Source organism: [Enterobacter] lignolyticus SCF1, assembly GCF_000164865.1.
Lineage (GTDB): Bacteria > Pseudomonadota > Gammaproteobacteria > Enterobacterales > Enterobacteriaceae > Enterobacter_B > Enterobacter_B lignolyticus.
In genome coordinates this window covers 3154795-3171929 of the sequence record NC_014618.1, presented here as the reverse complement: position 1 = coordinate 3171929, position 17135 = coordinate 3154795, and the positions used below count along the sequence as shown (strand labels likewise).

General features: G+C 58.1%; 18 protein-coding genes. 12 read left to right on the top strand and 6 right to left on the bottom strand.

The features are described 5' to 3' along the window. Positions 1-142 precede the first annotated feature (142 nt). Positions 143-1351 (top strand): serine-type D-Ala-D-Ala carboxypeptidase, encoded by a 1209-nt coding sequence (gene dacC, locus ENTCL_RS14790; protein ID WP_013366953.1) that lies wholly within the window; start codon positions 143-145, stop codon positions 1349-1351. Here the strand turns inward: dacC and deoR are convergent. Both deoR and ybjG read right to left on the bottom strand, forming a co-directional pair. Beyond that, positions 1346-2113, bottom strand: coding sequence for a DNA-binding transcriptional repressor DeoR (gene deoR / locus ENTCL_RS14785; protein ID WP_013366952.1), 768 nt, complete (start codon positions 2111-2113; stop codon positions 1346-1348). The genes dacC and deoR overlap by 6 nt on opposite strands. A 72-nt stretch (positions 2114-2185) precedes the next feature. Beyond that, positions 2186-2794, bottom strand: coding sequence for an undecaprenyl-diphosphate phosphatase (gene ybjG, locus ENTCL_RS14780; RefSeq protein WP_013366951.1), 609 nt, complete (start codon positions 2792-2794; stop codon positions 2186-2188). A 224-nt stretch (positions 2795-3018) separates the two neighbouring features. Between ybjG and ENTCL_RS14775 the strand changes: the two genes are divergently transcribed. Next, a complete protein-coding gene (locus ENTCL_RS14775; protein WP_013366950.1) occupies positions 3019-4248 on the top strand; it encodes an MFS transporter in 1230 nt (409 codons plus the stop codon). A 30-nt stretch (positions 4249-4278) separates the two neighbouring features. On the opposite strand, the gene ENTCL_RS14770 is transcribed toward ENTCL_RS14775, so the two are convergent. Together ENTCL_RS14770 and ENTCL_RS14765 are read right to left on the bottom strand one after the other, a co-directional pair. After that, on the bottom strand, positions 4279-5091 hold the full coding sequence (locus tag ENTCL_RS14770; protein ID WP_044612150.1) for a Cof-type HAD-IIB family hydrolase: 813 nt from the start codon (positions 5089-5091) through the stop codon (positions 4279-4281). Next, positions 5091-6293, bottom strand: a complete 1203-nt coding sequence (locus tag ENTCL_RS14765; protein ID WP_013366948.1) for an MFS transporter — start codon at positions 6291-6293, stop codon at positions 5091-5093. Before ENTCL_RS14765 ends, ENTCL_RS14770 begins: the two co-directional genes overlap by 1 nt. A gap of 207 nt (positions 6294-6500) precedes the next feature. On the opposite strand from ENTCL_RS14765, the gene ENTCL_RS14760 reads away from it, so the two are divergent. Then, positions 6501-7067 carry a TetR/AcrR family transcriptional regulator gene (locus ENTCL_RS14760; protein ID WP_013366947.1) on the top strand — a complete coding sequence of 189 codons (567 nt, stop codon included), beginning with the start codon at positions 6501-6503 and terminating at the stop codon, positions 7065-7067. Between the two features lie 135 nt (positions 7068-7202). On the opposite strand, the gene ENTCL_RS14755 is transcribed toward ENTCL_RS14760, so the two are convergent. Beyond that, a complete protein-coding gene (locus ENTCL_RS14755) occupies positions 7203-8888 on the bottom strand; it encodes an aspartate:alanine antiporter (protein ID WP_013366946.1) in 1686 nt (561 codons plus the stop codon). Between the two features lie 264 nt (positions 8889-9152). On the opposite strand from ENTCL_RS14755, the gene ENTCL_RS14750 reads away from it, so the two are divergent. Then, entirely contained in the window at positions 9153-9527 is a 375-nt protein-coding gene (locus tag ENTCL_RS14750) for an inner membrane protein YbjM (RefSeq protein WP_013366945.1), read from the top strand. Positions 9528-9542: 15 nt separating this feature from the next. On the opposite strand, the gene ENTCL_RS14745 is transcribed toward ENTCL_RS14750, so the two are convergent. Continuing rightward, the gene (locus tag ENTCL_RS14745; RefSeq protein WP_013366944.1) at positions 9543-9806 is read right to left on the bottom strand and encodes a GrxA family glutaredoxin; all 264 of its coding nucleotides are present in this window, start codon (positions 9804-9806) and stop codon (positions 9543-9545) included. A gap of 175 nt (positions 9807-9981) precedes the next feature. Between ENTCL_RS14745 and ENTCL_RS14740 the strand changes: the two genes are divergently transcribed. The 8 genes from ENTCL_RS14740 to potI all read left to right on the top strand — a co-directional run bounded on the left by ENTCL_RS14740 (position 9982) and on the right by potI (position 17090). Further along, positions 9982-10272, top strand: a complete 291-nt coding sequence (locus tag ENTCL_RS14740) for a DUF1418 family protein (RefSeq protein WP_013366943.1) — start codon at positions 9982-9984, stop codon at positions 10270-10272. Continuing rightward, positions 10256-10978 (top strand): oxygen-insensitive NADPH nitroreductase, encoded by a 723-nt coding sequence (gene nfsA / locus ENTCL_RS14735; RefSeq protein ID WP_013366942.1) that lies wholly within the window; start codon positions 10256-10258, stop codon positions 10976-10978. Before ENTCL_RS14740 ends, nfsA begins: the two co-directional genes overlap by 17 nt. Before the next feature lie 69 nt (positions 10979-11047). Then, positions 11048-11950, top strand: coding sequence for a 30S ribosomal protein S6--L-glutamate ligase (gene rimK, locus ENTCL_RS14730; RefSeq protein WP_013366941.1), 903 nt, complete (start codon positions 11048-11050; stop codon positions 11948-11950). 88 nt (positions 11951-12038) lie between these two features. After that, a complete protein-coding gene (locus ENTCL_RS14725; protein WP_013366940.1) occupies positions 12039-12518 on the top strand; it encodes a type III secretion system chaperone family protein in 480 nt (159 codons plus the stop codon). A 407-nt stretch (positions 12519-12925) separates the two neighbouring features. Then, positions 12926-14038 (top strand): spermidine/putrescine ABC transporter substrate-binding protein PotF, encoded by a 1113-nt coding sequence (gene potF / locus ENTCL_RS14720; protein WP_013366939.1) that lies wholly within the window; start codon positions 12926-12928, stop codon positions 14036-14038. 111 nt (positions 14039-14149) lie between these two features. Beyond that, on the top strand, positions 14150-15283 hold the full coding sequence (gene potG / locus ENTCL_RS14715; protein ID WP_013366938.1) for a putrescine ABC transporter ATP-binding subunit PotG: 1134 nt from the start codon (positions 14150-14152) through the stop codon (positions 15281-15283). Positions 15284-15294: 11 nt separating this feature from the next. Further along, positions 15295-16248 (top strand): putrescine ABC transporter permease PotH, encoded by a 954-nt coding sequence (gene potH, locus ENTCL_RS14710; RefSeq protein WP_013366937.1) that lies wholly within the window; start codon positions 15295-15297, stop codon positions 16246-16248. Next, positions 16245-17090: a putrescine ABC transporter permease PotI gene (gene potI / locus ENTCL_RS14705; protein ID WP_013366936.1), complete on the top strand. Its 846-nt coding sequence runs from the start codon at positions 16245-16247 to the stop codon at positions 17088-17090. The genes potH and potI overlap by 4 nt, the downstream gene beginning before the upstream one ends. Positions 17091-17135 lie beyond the last annotated feature (45 nt).

Here is a 17135-nt window from a genome sequence, read left to right as displayed (position 1 = left end):
GGCGGCGTTATTGCGTAAACTTTAAAAACTTTACCAACGCATTGTTTCTTTAAGGTCATTTGTACGCTATTACTCACCGTTTGCTGTAGCACGGTTTCGGTGACGTGGCGTGTTTTTTGGAATGGATACTTGGGTGGCTCTTATGACGCGTAATGTTGTTTCTTTTCGCGGCCTGGCGGCAGGCTCTCTTTTATTACTCTTCGTTGCCCCTGCGGTGCAGGCGGCAGAGCAGGTTCAGATGCCTGCCCCTCCCCCGGTGGACGCAAAAGCCTGGATCCTGATGGATTACGCCAGCGGGAAAGTCCTGAGCGAAGGAAGCGCTGACGAAAAACTCGATCCGGCAAGCCTGACGAAGATCATGACCAGCTATGTGGTAGGCCAGGCATTAAAAGCAGGGAAAATTAAGCTGACGGACAGCGTCACCATCGGGCGCGACGCCTGGGCGACCGGCAACCCGGCGCTGCGCGGTTCGTCGGTGATGTTCCTCAAACCCGGCGATCAGGTGTCGGTTGAGGACCTGAATAAAGGGGTAATTATCCAGTCGGGTAACGATGCCAGCATTGCGATTGCGGACTATGTCGCCGGCAGCCAGGACTCCTTTGTCGGCCTGATGAACAGCTATGCGCAGAAGCTTGGCCTGACCAATACCACCTTCCAGACCGTCCATGGCCTGGACGCGCCGGGGCAGTTCAGCACCGCCCGCGATATGGCGCTGCTGACCCGGGCGATGATCCACGACGTACCGGATGAGTACGCTATCCACAAAGAAAAAGAGTTCACCTTTAACAAGATTCGCCAGCCAAACCGCAACCGTCTGTTGTGGAACGCCAGCCTGAATGCGGACGGGGTGAAAACCGGGACGACGGCCGGGGCGGGTTATAACCTGGTTTCTTCCGCCATACAGGGCGATATGCGCCTGATCGCGGTGGTGCTTGGCACCAAAACGGACCGTATCCGCTTTAATGAATCTGAAAAGCTGCTGACCTGGGGCTTCCGCTTCTTCGAAACCGTGACGCCGATTAAACCGGACGCGACCTTCGTTGAGCAGCGCGTCTGGTATGGCGATGCCAGTCAGGCCAAGCTGGGCGCCGGGGAAGCGGGGTCGATTACGCTACCGCGCGGGCAGCTGAAAAACCTGAAGGCCAGCTACACGCTCAATGAAACGCAGCTCACCGCGCCGCTGGCGAAGGGGCAGGTCGTCGGCACCATCGACTTTAAACTCAACGACCAGACCGTTGAACAGCGCCCGCTCATCGTGATGGAAGCGGTCAAGGAAGGCGGTTTCTTCAGCCGGATGGTTGATTTCGTGCTGATGAAATTCCACCAGTGGTTCGGCAGCTGGTTCTCATGATGGATCGAACAGCAGCGTAATCTTGTGCTGCTTAGCCAGCGCCGTCAGCGCCTCATCGGGGCTGCGGTCGCTGGCGATTACGTTAAAGCTCTGCAGCGCCCCCATTCTCGCCGGACGTACTTTGCCAAATTTGCTGTGATCCACGACCAGCACGTGATACTGCGCGCGGCGCAGGGCCCACTGTTTAACCGGCAGCTCCTCCAGATTAAAGCAGGTCGCACCCTGCTCAACATGCGCGCCCGCGGCCGAGTAGAAGGCGATATCCGGGCACAGGTGGTTGAGCGTGTCCTCAAGGCTGAGGGGTTTAAAGATGGCGTTGCTGGCGTGAAACTCGCCGCCGCAGAGTACGGCGCGACACAGCGGTTTCTCCTGCAGGGCCAGAAAGGTATTCAGCGAATAGCAGACGCCGGTAAAAGGGATGTCGTTATCAATGGCGTCAATAATCCACGGGGTGGTGGTGCCGCAGTCGAAAAAGGCCATCTGGTGCGGTTTAAGCAGCTTCGCCGCCAGGCGGGCGGCCCGGCGTTTTTCTTCGACAAGGCGGGTTTTTTGATCGCTGAGCAGGTAGTGGCTTGCGCTTCGCGGCTCCAGCACGATATAGCCGCCGAGCAGCACGGCAGGCCCCTCAAGGCTGTTGAGGTCGCGGCGGACGGTCATCTCGGAGACGCCAAGCAGGGCCGCAGCCTCTTTCAGATGCAGCTTATCGCTGCGTTTGAGTGCCTGAATAAGCTGCGTGATTCGCTCTTCGCGCCGAGTTTCCATATCGCCCCTGTTTCTACAATTGCCCTCGCGGCAGGCGAGGGCCAGGCGGTAATTTTACCTGCGCGTCAGAGGTTAGTCACGCACCCATCCTTTACGAATCGGCAGGGAAAACAGCAGGCGGTAGAGCTGCTGCAGGCGCTGGTACAGCGCGGTGCCGAAGGAGAGCCACAGCCACTGCGCTATCAGGCAGCCGCTCAGGCCGGAGAGGAACCCGCCCACCATATCCATCGGCCAGTGGACGCCAAGGTACACGCGGGACCAGGCGATGGCGACGCCGACGACCAGCAGCGCCAGGCCTGACCACAGGCGATGCCAGAACAAAAAGGCCAGTGAAAAAGCAAAAATGGCGGTGCCGTGATCGCTGGGGAAGGAGTTATCCGGCGCGTGCTGCAGGAAGGTATGACCCACACCGTCAACGAACGGTCGGTTATGCGGGTAGACGTGGCCGATGACCCACGACAGCGCCATACTGATGACCAGCGCCATCGCGACCTTAATGACCAGCTGACGACGCGCGCTTATCTGCGCCTGGGGTCCCCACAGCCAGAGTACGACGGTCAGCGCCGGAATAATGAAAATCAGATCCTGGGCGATAAACGTCGCCAGCGACAGGCTCCACTGCGGCGACGCAGGCGTGGCATTAATCCAGTTAAACAATGAATGATTCAAATTTTCCAGCATACCTTGCGCACTCTTACAGTTGGATGACGGTACGTACGATAAAAATCGCATCCCGGGCAGTAAACCAGCTTTATCTTAATTGTCAGGAGTATAGAGGGGCGAACTTAAGCGAACCTTAAACAAGTCTATTTGTGCTGTAACAGAGTGTGTCATGCACTTTTCACTATCGTCGCTGATAATCATTGATTACACTTCACGCGCTTTTTTTATTGCTAAGAGATTGCATGCAAAACCAGTTAATTTCCGGTAAGCGCCTCGGACGTCAGGCGCTGCTTTTCCCTCTCTGTCTGGTGCTTTACGAATTCTCCACCTATATCGGCAACGACATGATCCAGCCGGGCATGCTGGTGGTGGTTGAGCAGTTTCAGGCGGGGAACGAATGGGTTCCTACCTCAATGACGGCGTATCTGGCGGGCGGTATGTTCCTGCAGTGGCTGTTAGGCCCGCTGTCGGACCGTATCGGGCGCCGCCCGGTGATGCTGACCGGCGTGGTGTGGTTTATCCTCACCTGCCTCGCGACGCTGCTGGCGCAAAACATTGAGCAGTTTACGGCGCTGCGTTTTCTACAGGGCATCAGCCTGTGCTTTATCGGCGCCGTCGGCTATGCCGCCATTCAGGAGTCGTTTGATGAGGCGGTATGCATCAAGATAACCGCGCTGATGGCCAACGTTGCGCTGATAGCGCCGCTGCTGGGGCCGCTGGTGGGCGCCGCCTGGATCCACATCGCCCCGTGGGAGACCATGTTCGTGCTGTTCGCCGCGCTGGCGACGGTGTCGTTTTTCGGCCTGCAGAAAGCGATGCCCGAAACGGCGACGCGGATGGGCGAGACCCTGTCAATCAAGGCGCTGGGCCGCGATTACGCGCTGGTGCTGAAAAACTATCGCTTTGTGGCAGGCGCTCTGGCGACCGGATTTGTGAGCCTGCCGCTGCTGGCGTGGATTGCGCAGTCGCCGGTGATTATCATCAGCGGCGAGCAGGCCAGTACCTACGAGTACGGCATGCTGCAGGTGCCGATTTTCGGCGCGCTGATCGTCGGTAACTTGGTGCTGGCGAAGCTGACCTCGCGCCGTACGGTACGCTGGCTGATTATCGCGGGTGGCTGGCCGATTGCCGCCGGGCTGATCCTGGCCGCCGCGGCCACGGTGGTGTCCAGCCATGCTTATCTGTGGATGACCGCCGGTCTGAGCCTCTACGCGTTCGGCATTGGGTTGGCGAACGCGGGCCTGGTGCGCCTGACGCTGTTTGCCAGCGATATGAGTAAAGGCACGGTTTCTGCGGCGATGGGTATGCTGCAGATGCTGATTTTTACCGTCGGCATCGAGGTGAGCAAACACGCGTATCAACTGGGCGGCAACGGGCTGTTCAGCCTGTTTAACCTGCTCAACGGCGTGATATGGCTGGGGCTGATGACCTATTTCCTGTGGAATAAATCGGTCGGTAATTCGCAGCAGTAATCAATAAGCCCGGCGTCGCCGGGCTTAGCATCAGGCGAAAGGCGTTTCCCGCTTCAGAATTTTATCGATAACCTCCAGCACTCCTTCCTCGTTGTTATGCGGCGCGCGATAGCCCGCAGCCGCCTTCACCGGCGCGGCGGCGTTGGCCATCGCAAAGCCAAACCCGGCCTGTCGCAGCATTTCGAGATCGTTACCGCTGTCGCCGAAGGCGACCACCTCGGCGTCGTGAATTCCCCAGCGCTGCTGCAGCAGGCGCAAACCGTTGGCTTTGTGAATGCCGGGCATGATGAGGTCAATATTGCCGTGGCCGGTGGTGACCGCGGTCATGACGTCGCCCAGCGCTTCATGCAGCGCGGCCTGGACATCCGGCACCAGGCGGTCCGGCAGATTGAGGCCGAACTTCAGGAAGGTATCGTCCAGATTGTCGAAGGTATCTACCAGCTCAAGTCGATGGTAATAGAGGGGCGCCATGGCCTTCAGCGCGTCGTCATAGCGGTTCAGGGTATAGGCGCTACGCTTGCCGCAGGCGATGATCTCCACCTCGGGCAGGGTATGCAGGAAGTCCACAACGGTGCGAAAGTGGTCATGCGGCAGCGCGCAGTTAAAGACCTCTTCGCCCGCGTCCACTACCCAGCCGCCGTTCTCCGCCACAAAGGCTATCTCCGCGACAATGTCCGGGAAGAAGGAGATAAGCTGCCAGTACTGGTTGCCGCTGGCGACCACAAAGCGAATGCCCTGGGCTTTCATATGCTGATACTGCGCGAGAAACCGCGCGCGGTTGTAGCGCTTTTCATCGCTCAGGAAGGTGCCATCCATATCTACTGCAATCAGTTTTACGCTCATCATGCATTCTCCATTACCGGTTGAGATTCAGGTTTCGCGACCGCACGGGCGACAAACGCCGCCACGATGACCAGCGCCAGCACGGCCAGCATCGCGCTGCGCAGGCCGAAATGCTCGCCGAGGAAGCCGAGCAGCGGCGGGCCGACCAGGAACGCCAGGTAGCCAGTGGTGGCGACCACGCTGACGCGGCCAGGCGCGTCCGGCCCGGTGTCGCTGGCGGCGGAGATGGTCAGCGGGAAGCCGAGCGAGGCGCCAAGCCCCCACAGGATAACCGACACGCCCGCAATCCAGTCGACGTCGACAAAGATAATCAGCCCGATGCCCAGCGCGCCCATCATGGCGCTGGCGCGCACCACCGCCACACGGCTGTAGCGGTCGATAAACCAGCCGCCGGTAAAGCGCCCGACGGTCATTCCAAGGGTGAAACCGGCGTAAATCAGCGAGCCGGAGGTGGGGCTGAAGCCGTGCCCGTCGACCATCAGCAGCGGCAGCCAGTCGTTAGCCGACCCTTCGGCAAAGGCCATCGCCAGGACGATGACGCCGATCAGCATTAGCTGGATATCGCGGTAGAACGGTACGCCTTTATCGCCATGGACAGCGCTGTCGTCGCGGTTCTTCCCGGTGCCGTCGGGAATGGCTTTAATCGCAATCATGATAGGCAGTATGCCCGCCAGCGCCGCCAGCAGGATGTGCAGCGTCGCGGACAGGCCAAAGGCGGTCAGCGCCATTCCGATTCCCGCCCCGACGAGGGTGCCGAAGCTGTAAAAGCCGTGCATCATCGGCAGCACGGTTTTGTTCATTTCGCGCTCAACCGCGGCGCCTTCAACGTTGATGGCGACTTCCGCCGCGCCAAAACTGCCGCCGAAAATCATCAGACCAAAGGCGAACAGCAGGGGAGAGGCCAGCCACAGCGCGCCGCTCAGGATGGCCATACCCAGCACCGCGCAGGACATGGTGGTGCGGATAACCCTGCGGGTGCCAAAGCGTTTTACCAGCCAGGCTGAACAGAGGATGCCGCTCATCGAGCCGACCGAGAGCCCAAACAGCACCACGCCCATCCCGGCGGTGGACAGCGAGAGAATATCGCGGATAGCCGGCGTGCGCGTAGCCCAGGAGGCCATCAGCAGCCCGGGTAAAAAGAAGAACATAAACAGCGCCCACATGCGAAGCTGCAGGGCGCTACGGGAAGAAAGCGATGTCATCCATTCATGGCCTGTACAAAGAGAAGCAGAGACAACACTAACAAGGTTGTGTACATTTGTACACATACACTTTATCCTTCGCGTTGTCTCTGCGTTGACCGCACGCGTTCACCCCAGTCACTTACTTGAGTAAGCTCCCGGGGATTCTCTCGTTTGCCGCCTTGATACAACCCGAATGATTTTGTGTATGAACCAGAGAGGAAAAATATGGCTCGCCGACCCAACGATCCGCTGCGCCGGGAACGTATTATCCAGGCCACGCTCGACACCATCGCCCGCCACGGCATTCAGGCTGTGACGCACCGTAAAATCGCCCAGTGCGCCGATGTGCCGCTGGGGTCGATGACCTATTACTTCAGCGGCATCGATGCGCTGCTTGAGGAAGCGTTCACCAGCTTTACCGCGCAGATGTCGCGGCAGTACCAGGCCTTTTTTACCGACGTCCTCACGCCAGACGACGCCTGCGACGCTATCACCCGGCTGATTTCCGGCGCTGAGGTCACTACCGCGCGCAATATGGAGCTGATGTACCAGATGTATGCCTTTACCAGCTGCAAACCGGCGCTGAAAGGGGTGATGCAGGACTGGATGCAGCGCAGCCAGCAGACGCTTGAGCGCTGGTTCGATGCGCCGACGGCGCGGGCGCTGGATGCGTTTATCGAGGGCATGACGCTGCACTTTGTCACCGACCGCGCGCCGCTTGGCCGCGATGAGATTCGTCAGATGGTGGGGAGAATCGCCGGGGAGCAGAAACAAAAAACCCATCAACCTTGAACCAAAGATGGCGGGGTTGATGGGCTCCACAAAATGGGGACATCAAAGAAAAGCAGTGGCACTACTTATGACTGATGCCTGATTAAAAAGTTCTGCACATCACAGAAATTTTTTTTGCCGGTTGCAATCTTCGTTTTATCCAAGACCCGGCCAGATGATGATTATCAGCGTACCTGCCAATGTTAACAAAACGTTAGCGATAGCGTAGGTGCCCGCGTAACCCAGCGCCGGAATGTTGCTGCGCGCGGTATCGCTGATAATTTCCATCGCCGGAGCGCAGGTTCGCGCCCCCATCATCGCGCCAAACAGCAGCGCGCGGTTCATGCGCAGCACGTAGGCGCCGAACAGGAAGCAGATGACGACCGGCACCAGGCTTACGATCAGGCCCGCGACCAGCATCTGGCCGCCCACGGCGCCAAGCCCGTGGCCGATGCCGCTGCCCGCGCTCAGGCCGACGCCCGCCATAAACACCATCAGACCAAACTCTTTCACCATATTCAGCGCCCCCTGCGGGATGTAGCCGAAGGTCGGGTGGTTGGCGCGCAGAAAGCCCAGCATGATGCCTGCGAACAGCAGTCCTGCGGCGTTGCCGATACCGAAGCTGAATGAGCTGAACTGGAAGGAGATCATGCCGATCATCAGGCCGACGATGAAAAAGGCACAAAATGCTAAAAGATCGGTCACCTGGCTGTGGATGGAAATAAAGCCGATGCGGTCGGCGATGGTCTTAACGCGCCGGGCGTCGCCGCTGATCTGGAGCACATCGCCTTTGTTCAGCAGAATGTTATCGTCGATCGGCATTTCAATCTGGCTGCGGATGACGCGGTTGAGAAAGCAGCCGTGATCGGTGAGCTTCAGCTGCGCCAGGCGGCGGCCGACCACGTTGTGGTTTTTCACCACCACCTCTTCGGTGACGATGCGCATGTCCAGCAGGTCGCGGTCAAACACCTCTTTGCCGTTGCGAAAGCTCGGGTCGAGGCGGGCGTGGGCGTCAGGGTAACCCACCAGCGCGATTTCATCGCCCATCTGCAGCACCGCGTCGCCGTCCGGGTTCGCCAGAATGCCGTTGCGGCGAATACGTTCGATATAGCAGCCGGTCTGGCGGTAGATGCCAAGCTCGCGCAGGTTCTTCCCGTCGGCCCAGGCCACCAGCTCCGGCCCGACGCGGTAGGCGCGGATCACCGGCAAATAAACCTTGCGGTTGGAGTCGGCGTCCAGACCGCGCTCGCGGGCGATCTGCTGGGCGCTGGTCTGCAGATCCTGATGCTGGAGCTTCGGCAAATACCGCGCGCCGAGGATCAGGCTCACCAGGCCAATCAGATAGGTCAGGGCGTAGCCGAGGCTCAGGTGGTCGAGGGCTGAGGTCAGCTCGCTCCCCGACATGCCGGAATGCCGCAGGGTATCGCCTGCGCCGACCAGCACCGGGGTGGAGGTCATGGAGCCAGCGAGCATACCGGCGGTCAGGCCGATATCCCAGCCGAACAGCTTACCGAGACCTAACGCAATCACTAGCGCTGAGCCGACCATCACCAACGCCAGCATCAGATAATTCTTACCGTCACGAAAGAAAATAGAAAAAAAGTTAGGGCCAGCTTCCACGCCGACGCAAAAAATAAACAGCATAAAACCGAGATTCAATGCATCAGTGTTAATACTGAAATGCTGTTGGCCTAATAACAGAGAGACCACTAAAACGCCAATGGAATTACCCAGTTGGATGGAGCCAAGACGCAATTTACCCAGACACAGGCCCAGCGCCAGCACCACGAATAATAACAGGATGTAATTCCCATTTAACAAATCTGCGACGTTTATATTCACGGAAGCTAACTTCTTGTTTACTAGTAACGTGTTGAAAGGAATGGTTATTTGGGCTAAGGTTTTTCCCAGGTACGGCGGAAAACGGTAACGTTCTTCTGCCTGCCGATAACCTTCAAATTAAGGCCGTTAGTTTAATCGTTCCTGTAGACAACGGCTAGTAACAATCGTTTGTAATCACGTGGGTGCTTTCAGGCATGGAATGCCGGAAAACTTTATCTGACTGGACGTAGTGGAAGTTCGATAGAGACAAAGTCAGGAGGAATTTTGAAGACTGAACGTGGCTGGGCGGGCGTTATCTGTTGTTTTGTCCTGTTTATTATCGTGTGCTTTTTTCTGACCCTGCGCATAGGCGACGCATTTCGCACGTCCGGCCATTCGGAGCTGGGGCTGCTTTTCTTTGTGATTCCGGGCGTTATTGCCAGCGTCATATCGCCAAAACGACAGCTGATGCTGCCTCTGCTGGGCGCGGTGCTGGCGATGCCGGTATGTCTGGTGCTGATGCGCCAGGGGTTTTTTTCCACCCGCTCTTTCTGGCAGGAGCTGGCGTGGCTGTTTAGCGCGGTGTTCTGGTGCGGATTGGGGGCACTGTTCTGGCAGTTTATCCGGGTTATCGCCGGAGCGAAGCGTGGACGCCAGTAGCGCCCACGCAGTGGCTTACGCGTACAGGCCGAGGTTGGCTTTCGCCCAGGCTTCGAAATCGGTAAAGCCGCCGATGTGCTGCTGATCGACGAAAATCTGCGGTACGGTTTCAACCGGTTTGCCGACGGTTTTCTGCAAATCTTCTTTGCTGATCCCTTCGGCGTGGATATCCACGTAGCGGTAGTTGAAGTCATCGCGCTCGTTGGTCAGTTTTTCTGCCAGCTCTTTTGCACGTACGCAGTAAGGGCATCCTGGACGACCAAAAATAACGGTAAACATATTTCTCTCCTGAGATGAGTCTGAGCCTGACGGCGAATAGGGTTATGATGCCGCGAGTAGAGCGCAGAAGAAAGAAGATTCTGCCTGTTGCTTTGATGGTTCTGGGCTATTTTCGTTAAATACAGCCTGCATTTGCCTCGCTATAATCATTCATCTTTATGGATGGAGAAGGACTATGCGTTCGCTTGGATCGTTACCGAAAAGCGTGCTGATACTGGAAGGCATTGGCATGGCGCTGCTGGCGCTGGCCTGGCTTTCGCTCAAGCAGTACGTCTCGCTGCCTGCGCCGTTTGACGGCGAGCTTGCCGGCATCATCATGATTTTCGCGGGTATTGTGCTGATGCTCCCGGCGGCGGTTGCGCTGATGTGGGAGATGGCGCAAACCGTCGCGCCGCAGCTGATGCGCCGTAACGATAAACCTTCTTCATCGTCAGACCAGGAAAAACGAGATGACGCCGACCATTGATCTGCTGCGCAGCCACCGCTCCATTCGCCACTTTACCGATAAACCCATCAGCGCCGCGCAGCGTGAGGCGATCATCGCCAGCGCTCAGGCGGCCTCCAGCTCCAGCTTTTTGCAGTGCAGCTCCATTATTCGCATTACCGACCCGGCGCTGCGCGAACAGCTGGTGACGCTGAGCGGCGGTCAAAAGCACGTCGCCCAGGCGGCGGAGTTCTGGGTTTTCTGCGCGGATTTTAACCGTCATCTGCAGATTTGCCCGCAGGCGCAGCTGGGGCTGGCGGAGCAGCTGCTGCTCGGCGTGGTGGATACGGCGATGATGGGGCAGAACGCCATGGCGGCGGCGGAGTCGCTCGGGCTTGGCGGCGTCTATATCGGCGGAATTCGCAACAATATTGAGGCCGTCACCGGGCTGCTGAAGCTGCCCACGCACGTGCTGCCGCTGTTCGGCCTGTGCCTGGGGTGGCCTGCGGACGACCCGGGCGTCAAACCGCGCCTGCCGGCAAGCCTGGTGGTGCACGAAAACCAGTATCAGGCGGTCGATGCGGCGGAGCTGGCCCGCTACGATGAAGAGATGGCGAACTACTATCTTTCCCGCGGCAGCAATACCCGCCGCGATACCTGGAGCGATCACATCCGTCGCACCATCGTGAAGGAGAGCCGTCCGTTTATTCTGGACTATTTGCATAAACAGGGCTGGGCCGTACGCTGAGGCCATTCATCCTGAGTCAGACTATGTGTATGATACGCCTGCTTTCAGGTCTTCATTGCGAGGTGCAGGGTGAAAATTGCCATATTGTCCCGGGACGGAACGCTCTGGTCCTGTAAACGTCTTCGTGAGGCCGCCATGCAGCGCGGCCACCTGGTCGATATCCTCGACCCGCTGTCCTGCTATATGAACATCAGCCCGGCGGCTTCGTCGATTCACTATAAAGGCCATCAGCTGCCGCATTACGATGCGGTGATCCCGCGGATTGGCTCCGCCATTACCTTTTACGGCACGGCGTCGCTGCGCCAGTTCGAAATGCTGGGCAGCTACCCGCTCAATGAATCCGTTGCTATCACCCGCGCCCGCGACAAGCTGCGCTCGCTGCAGCTGATGGCGCGTCAGGGCATTGACCTGCCGATCACCGGCATCGCCCACTCGCCGGACGACACCAGCGATCTTATCGATATGGTCGGCGGCGCGCCGCTGGTGGTGAAGCTGGTCGAAGGCACCCAGGGCATCGGCGTGGTACTGGCGGAAACCCGCCAGGCGGCGGAGAGCGTGATTGACGCCTTTCGCGGGCTCAATGCCCATATTCTGGTGCAGGAATATATCCAGGAGGCCAAAGGCTGCGACATCCGCTGCCTGGTGGTGGGCGATGAGGTGGTTGCCGCGATTGAGCGGCGCGCGAAGGACGGCGATTTTCGCTCCAACCTGCACCGCGGCGGCGTGGCGACGGTTGCCAGCATCACCCCGCAGGAGCGGGCCATTGCGCTGAAGGCGGCGAGCACGCTGGGGCTTGACGTGGCGGGGGTCGATATTCTGCGGGCCAACCGCGGTCCGCTGGTGATGGAGGTCAACGCCTCGCCGGGCCTGGAGGGGATTGAGAAAACCACCGGTATCGATATCGCGGGCAAGATGATCCAGTGGATAGAACGTAGCGCGCATCCCGGCTATTGCCTGAAAACGGGCGGGTGATCGCCATTTTCGCCCGTTTCGTAGCGTCAAACGGGTTTTTTGCGTACTCTATGGCGGTTTACTTTCATAGCAAGAGGTCTCAGGTATTATGGATTCACTCGTCGTTCCGGGTCTGGATACGTTACGTCAATGGCTCGACGAAATGGGCATCAGCTTCTTTGAGTGCGATACCTGTCAGGCGCTTCATCTTCCGCACATGCAAAATTTCGACGGCATTTTCGATGCCAAGCTCGATCTTGTCGACAACGTGCTGCTGTTCTCGGCGCTGGCGGAGATAAAACCTTCGGCGCTGCTGGCGCTGGCCGCCGATCTTTCCGCGATTAACGCCAGTTCGCTGACGGTGAAAGCGTTTATCGATATCCAGGACGACAACCTGCCGAAGCTGGTGGTCTGCCAGTCGCTGTCGGTAGGCGTGGGCGTAACCCGGGAACAGTTTGAGTGGTTCTTCCGTCAGAGCGAAGAGCAGGTCTCCATGGTTATCCTCGAAGCGGCGGCGCATCAGCTGCTGTTTAAGCCGGAAGATGAGGAGCCGGCAGGGGAAGAGATTCAATACCATTTTCTCCACTGATCCCGCGAGTAATTAGCGCAGCCGCTGCCAGCGCGGCTGCGTAAAACCCCCCGTATATTCTGTTTTTAACCTCTTCTTAAAGAATTTTTCACCACCTCCCTGGCGCTGTTGGCTTGCGCCATAAAGTGATCTTGCATAAAAAATTGATAAAAGGCGGTTTTTAACCCGGGCCAGGGTTTCAATCCCTGGCTAAAGTTATTCTTGCGGAACCTGAAAACGGGCCGCGTGAAAACCTGCGATTATCGCGATGTAACGCGGAATATCCTGCGGCAATCGCGAGCAATACGCGCCGGGAGAGAACCTCTCTCCTTTTCTTTGCAGACTGACAAAATATGCATGAATTTTGCATGCGTAAAAGTGCGTATGTTTAGTCCGAATGTTAACGGACGTCGATAAGGAAAAGAGATATGACCGCCTTGAGTAAGAAATGGTTAACGGGTCTGGTTGCGGGTGCGCTGATGGCCGTCTCTGCCGGCTCGCTCGCTGATGAACAAAAAACGCTGCACATCTATAACTGGTCAGACTATATCGCGCCGGACACGGTGGCGAACTTCGAAAAAGAAACCGGTATTAAAGTCGTTTACGACGTCTTCGATTCCAACGAAGTGCTGGAAGGAAAGCTGATGGCGGGAAGCACCGGCTTTGATCTGGTGGTGCCGTCGGCAAGCTTCCTTGAGCGTCAGCTTACCGCGGGCGTCTTCCAGCCGCTGGATAAAAGCAAGCTGCCGAACTGGAAAAACCTCGATCCTGAACTGCTGAAGCTGATTGCCCGCCACGATCCGGAAAACAAATACGCGATGCCTTACATGTGGGCGACCACCGGTATCGGCTATAACGTGGATAAGGTGAAGGCGGTGCTCGGTAAAGATGCGCCGGTCAACAGCTGGGATCTGGTGATGAAGCCGGAGAACCTCCAAAAACTGAAAAGCTGCGGCGTCTCCTTCCTTGACGCGCCGGAAGAAATTTTCGCCACCGTGCTGAATTATCTCGGTAAAGACCCGAACAGCACCAAAGCGGACGACTACACCGGCCCGGCGACCGACCTGCTGCTGAAGCTGCGTCCTGACATTCGCTACTTCCACTCCTCGCAGTACATCAACGACCTGGCGAACGGCGACATCTGCGTGGCGATCGGCTGGGCAGGGGACGTATGGCAGGCGGCGAACCGTGCGAAAGAGGCGAAGAACGGCGTAAATATCTCTTACTCCATTCCGAAAGAAGGGGCGCTGGCTTTCTTTGATGTTTTCGCGATGCCTGCTGATGCGAAAAACAAAGATGAAGCCTATCAGTTCCTCAACTACCTGCTGCGTCCGGACGTGATTGCCCATATCTCCGATCACGTTTTCTACGCCAACGTCAACAAAGAGGCGACGGCGCTGGTCAGCCCGGCAGTCCGCGATAACCCGGGGATCTACCCGCCGGCCGATGTACGCGCCAAGCTCTTCACCCTGAAGGTTCAGGATCCGAAGATTGACCGCGTGCGCACCCGTGCGTGGACGAAAGTAAAAAGCGGTAAGTAATGACATAGGGCACCAGGGCAGGGCAATGCGCCCGGCCCTGGTGCATAAAGTCGATGATTAGTATGGCGCTCAGACCATACGAAGTGTTTTTTTATGCCGGAGAGCACTGCTGTGAATGACGCTATCCCACGCCCGCAGGCGAAAACCCGCAAGGCGCTGACCCCGCTGCTGGAAATCCGTAACCTGACCAAATCATTTGACGGCCAACACGCCGTTGATGACGTCAGCCTCACCATTTATAAAGGCGAAATTTTTGCACTGCTTGGCGCATCAGGCTGCGGGAAATCGACGCTGCTGCGCATGCTGGCGGGCTTTGAACAGCCCTCCGTCGGGCAGATTGTGCTGGACGGCGTTGACCTCTCGCAGGTACCGCCGTATCAGCGTCCGATCAACATGATGTTCCAGTCCTACGCGCTGTTCCCTCACATGACCGTGGAGCAGAACATCGCTTTTGGCCTGAAGCAGGACAAACTGCCGAAAGCCGAAATCACCGCCCGGGTACAGGAGATGCTGGGCATTGTCCACATGCAGGAGTTCGCCAAACGCAAGCCGCACCAGCTTTCCGGCGGCCAGCGTCAGCGCGTGGCGCTGGCGCGCAGCCTGGCCAAGCGGCCAAAGCTGCTGCTGCTTGACGAGCCGATGGGCGCGCTGGACAAAAAGCTGCGCGACCGTATGCAACTGGAGGTGGTGGATATTCTTGAGCGCGTCGGCGTAACCTGCGTGATGGTGACCCACGATCAGGAAGAAGCCATGACCATGGCCGGGCGTATCGCCATCATGAACCGCGGTAAATTCGTGCAGATTGGCGAGCCGGAGGAGATTTACGAGCACCCGACGACCCGCTACAGCGCCGAGTTTATCGGCTCCGTCAACGTTTTCGAAGGCCTGCTGAAAGACCGTCAGGAGGATGGTCTGGTCATTGACTCGCCGGGGCTGAGCCATCCGCTGAAGGTGGATGTCGACGCTTCGGTTGTGGATAACGTACCGGTTTACGTGGCGCTGCGTCCGGAAAAAATATCGCTCTGCGAGGAGCCGCCCGCCGATGGCTATAACTTTGCCGTCGGGGAGGTTATCCATATCGCCTATTTAGGCGATCTCTCTGTTTATCATGTGCGTCTGAAAAGTGGTCAGATGATCAGCGCCCAGCTGCAGAACGAACATCGCTATCGCCGGGGGTTGCCGACCTGGGGCGATGAGGTGCGTCTGTGCTGGGATGCCGACAGCTGTGTGGTCCTGACGGTATAAGGAGAGGGTAAATGAGTGTCTTAGAATCACCGGCTCGCGCCCGCCAGCCGGGCGGTTTTGCGCTGACTCTGGCGCAGCTGCAAATGAAGTACGGCCGTAAGCTGGTCATTGCGCTGCCGTACGTCTGGCTTATTTTGCTGTTTATGCTGCCGTTCCTGATTGTGTTCAAAATCAGCCTTGCGGATATGGCGCGCACGATCCCGCCCTACACCAACCTGCTGGAGTGGGCGGATGACCAGGTCACCCTGACGCTTAACATCGGCAACTTCCTGCAGCTTACGGGCGACCCGCTCTATTTCGAGGCCTACCTGCAGTCGCTGCAGGTGGCGGCGATTTCGACGGCCTGCTGTCTGCTGCTCGGGTATCCACTGGCGTGGGCGGTGGCGCACAGCAAGCCGTCGACGCGCAATATTCTGCTGCTGCTGGTTATCCTGCCGTCGTGGACGTCGTTTTTAATCCGCGTCTACGCGTGGATGGGGATCCTGAAAAACAACGGCTTACTGAATAACTTCCTGATGTGGCTTGGGGTTATCGATCAGCCGTTGACCATTCTGCATACCAACCTTGCGGTGTATATCGGTATTGTGTACGCCTATCTGCCGTTTATGGTGCTGCCGATTTATACCGCCCTGACGCGCATCGACTATTCGCTGGTGGAAGCCTCGCTCGATCTCGGTGCGAAGCCGCTGAAAACCTTCTTCAGCGTCATTGTGCCGCTAACCAAAGGCGGAATTATCGCTGGCTCGATGCTGGTGTTTATTCCGGCGGTGGGCGAGTTCGTTATCCCGGAGCTGTTGGGCGGCCCGGACAGCATCATGATAGGCCGCGTGCTGTGGCAGGAGTTCTTTAACAACCGCGACTGGCCGGTCGCCGCCGCCGTCGCCATTGTGATGCTGCTGCTGCTGATCGTCCCAATCATGTGGTTCCACAAGCATCAGCAGAAACAGATGGGAGAACACGGATGAACAACTTACCGGTAGTCCGCTCTCCCTGGCGTCTGGTGATTCTGTCGCTGGGGTTCTTCTTTCTCTACGCGCCGATGCTGATGCTGGTGATTTACTCGTTCAACAGCTCCAAACTGGTGACGGTGTGGGCAGGGTGGTCCACGCGCTGGTACAGCGAGCTGTTCCACGATGATGCGATGATGAGCGCGGTGGGGCTGAGCCTGACCATCGCCGCCTGTGCGGCGACGATGGCGGCGATCCTCGGCACCATCGCGGCCGTGGTGATGGTGCGCTTCGGGCGTTTTAGCGGTTCGAACGGCTTTGCCTTTATGATCACCGCGCCGCTGGTGATGCCTGACGTGATAACCGGCCTGTCGCTGCTGCTGCTGTTTGTCGCGCTCGGCCATGCGATCGGCTGGCCGTCGGACAGGGGGATGCTGACCATCTGGCTGGCTCACGTCACCTTCTGTACGGCGTACGTGGCGGTGGTTATCTCCTCGCGCCTGCGCGAGCTCGACCGCTCTATTGAGGAGGCGGCGATGGATCTTGGCGCAACGCCGCTCAAGGTCTTTTTCATCATCACGCTGCCGATGATTATGCCGGCGGTGATCTCGGGCTGGCTGCTGGCCTTCACGCTGTCGCTGGATGATCTGGTTATCGCAAGCTTCGTCTCCGGCCCGGGGGCGACGACGCTGCCGATGCTGGTCTTCTCCAGCGTACGTATGGGGGTGAACCCGGAAATTAACGCCCTGGCGACGCTTATCCTCGGCGTGGTCGGTATTGTTGGTTTTATCGCCTGGTACCTGATGGCCCGTACAGAAAAGCAGCGGCTGCGCGATATCCAGCGTGCAAGACGCATCTGAAGGATTTAAAATCTGCTGCAAAGTGCCGCGCGTGCCGCGGCACTG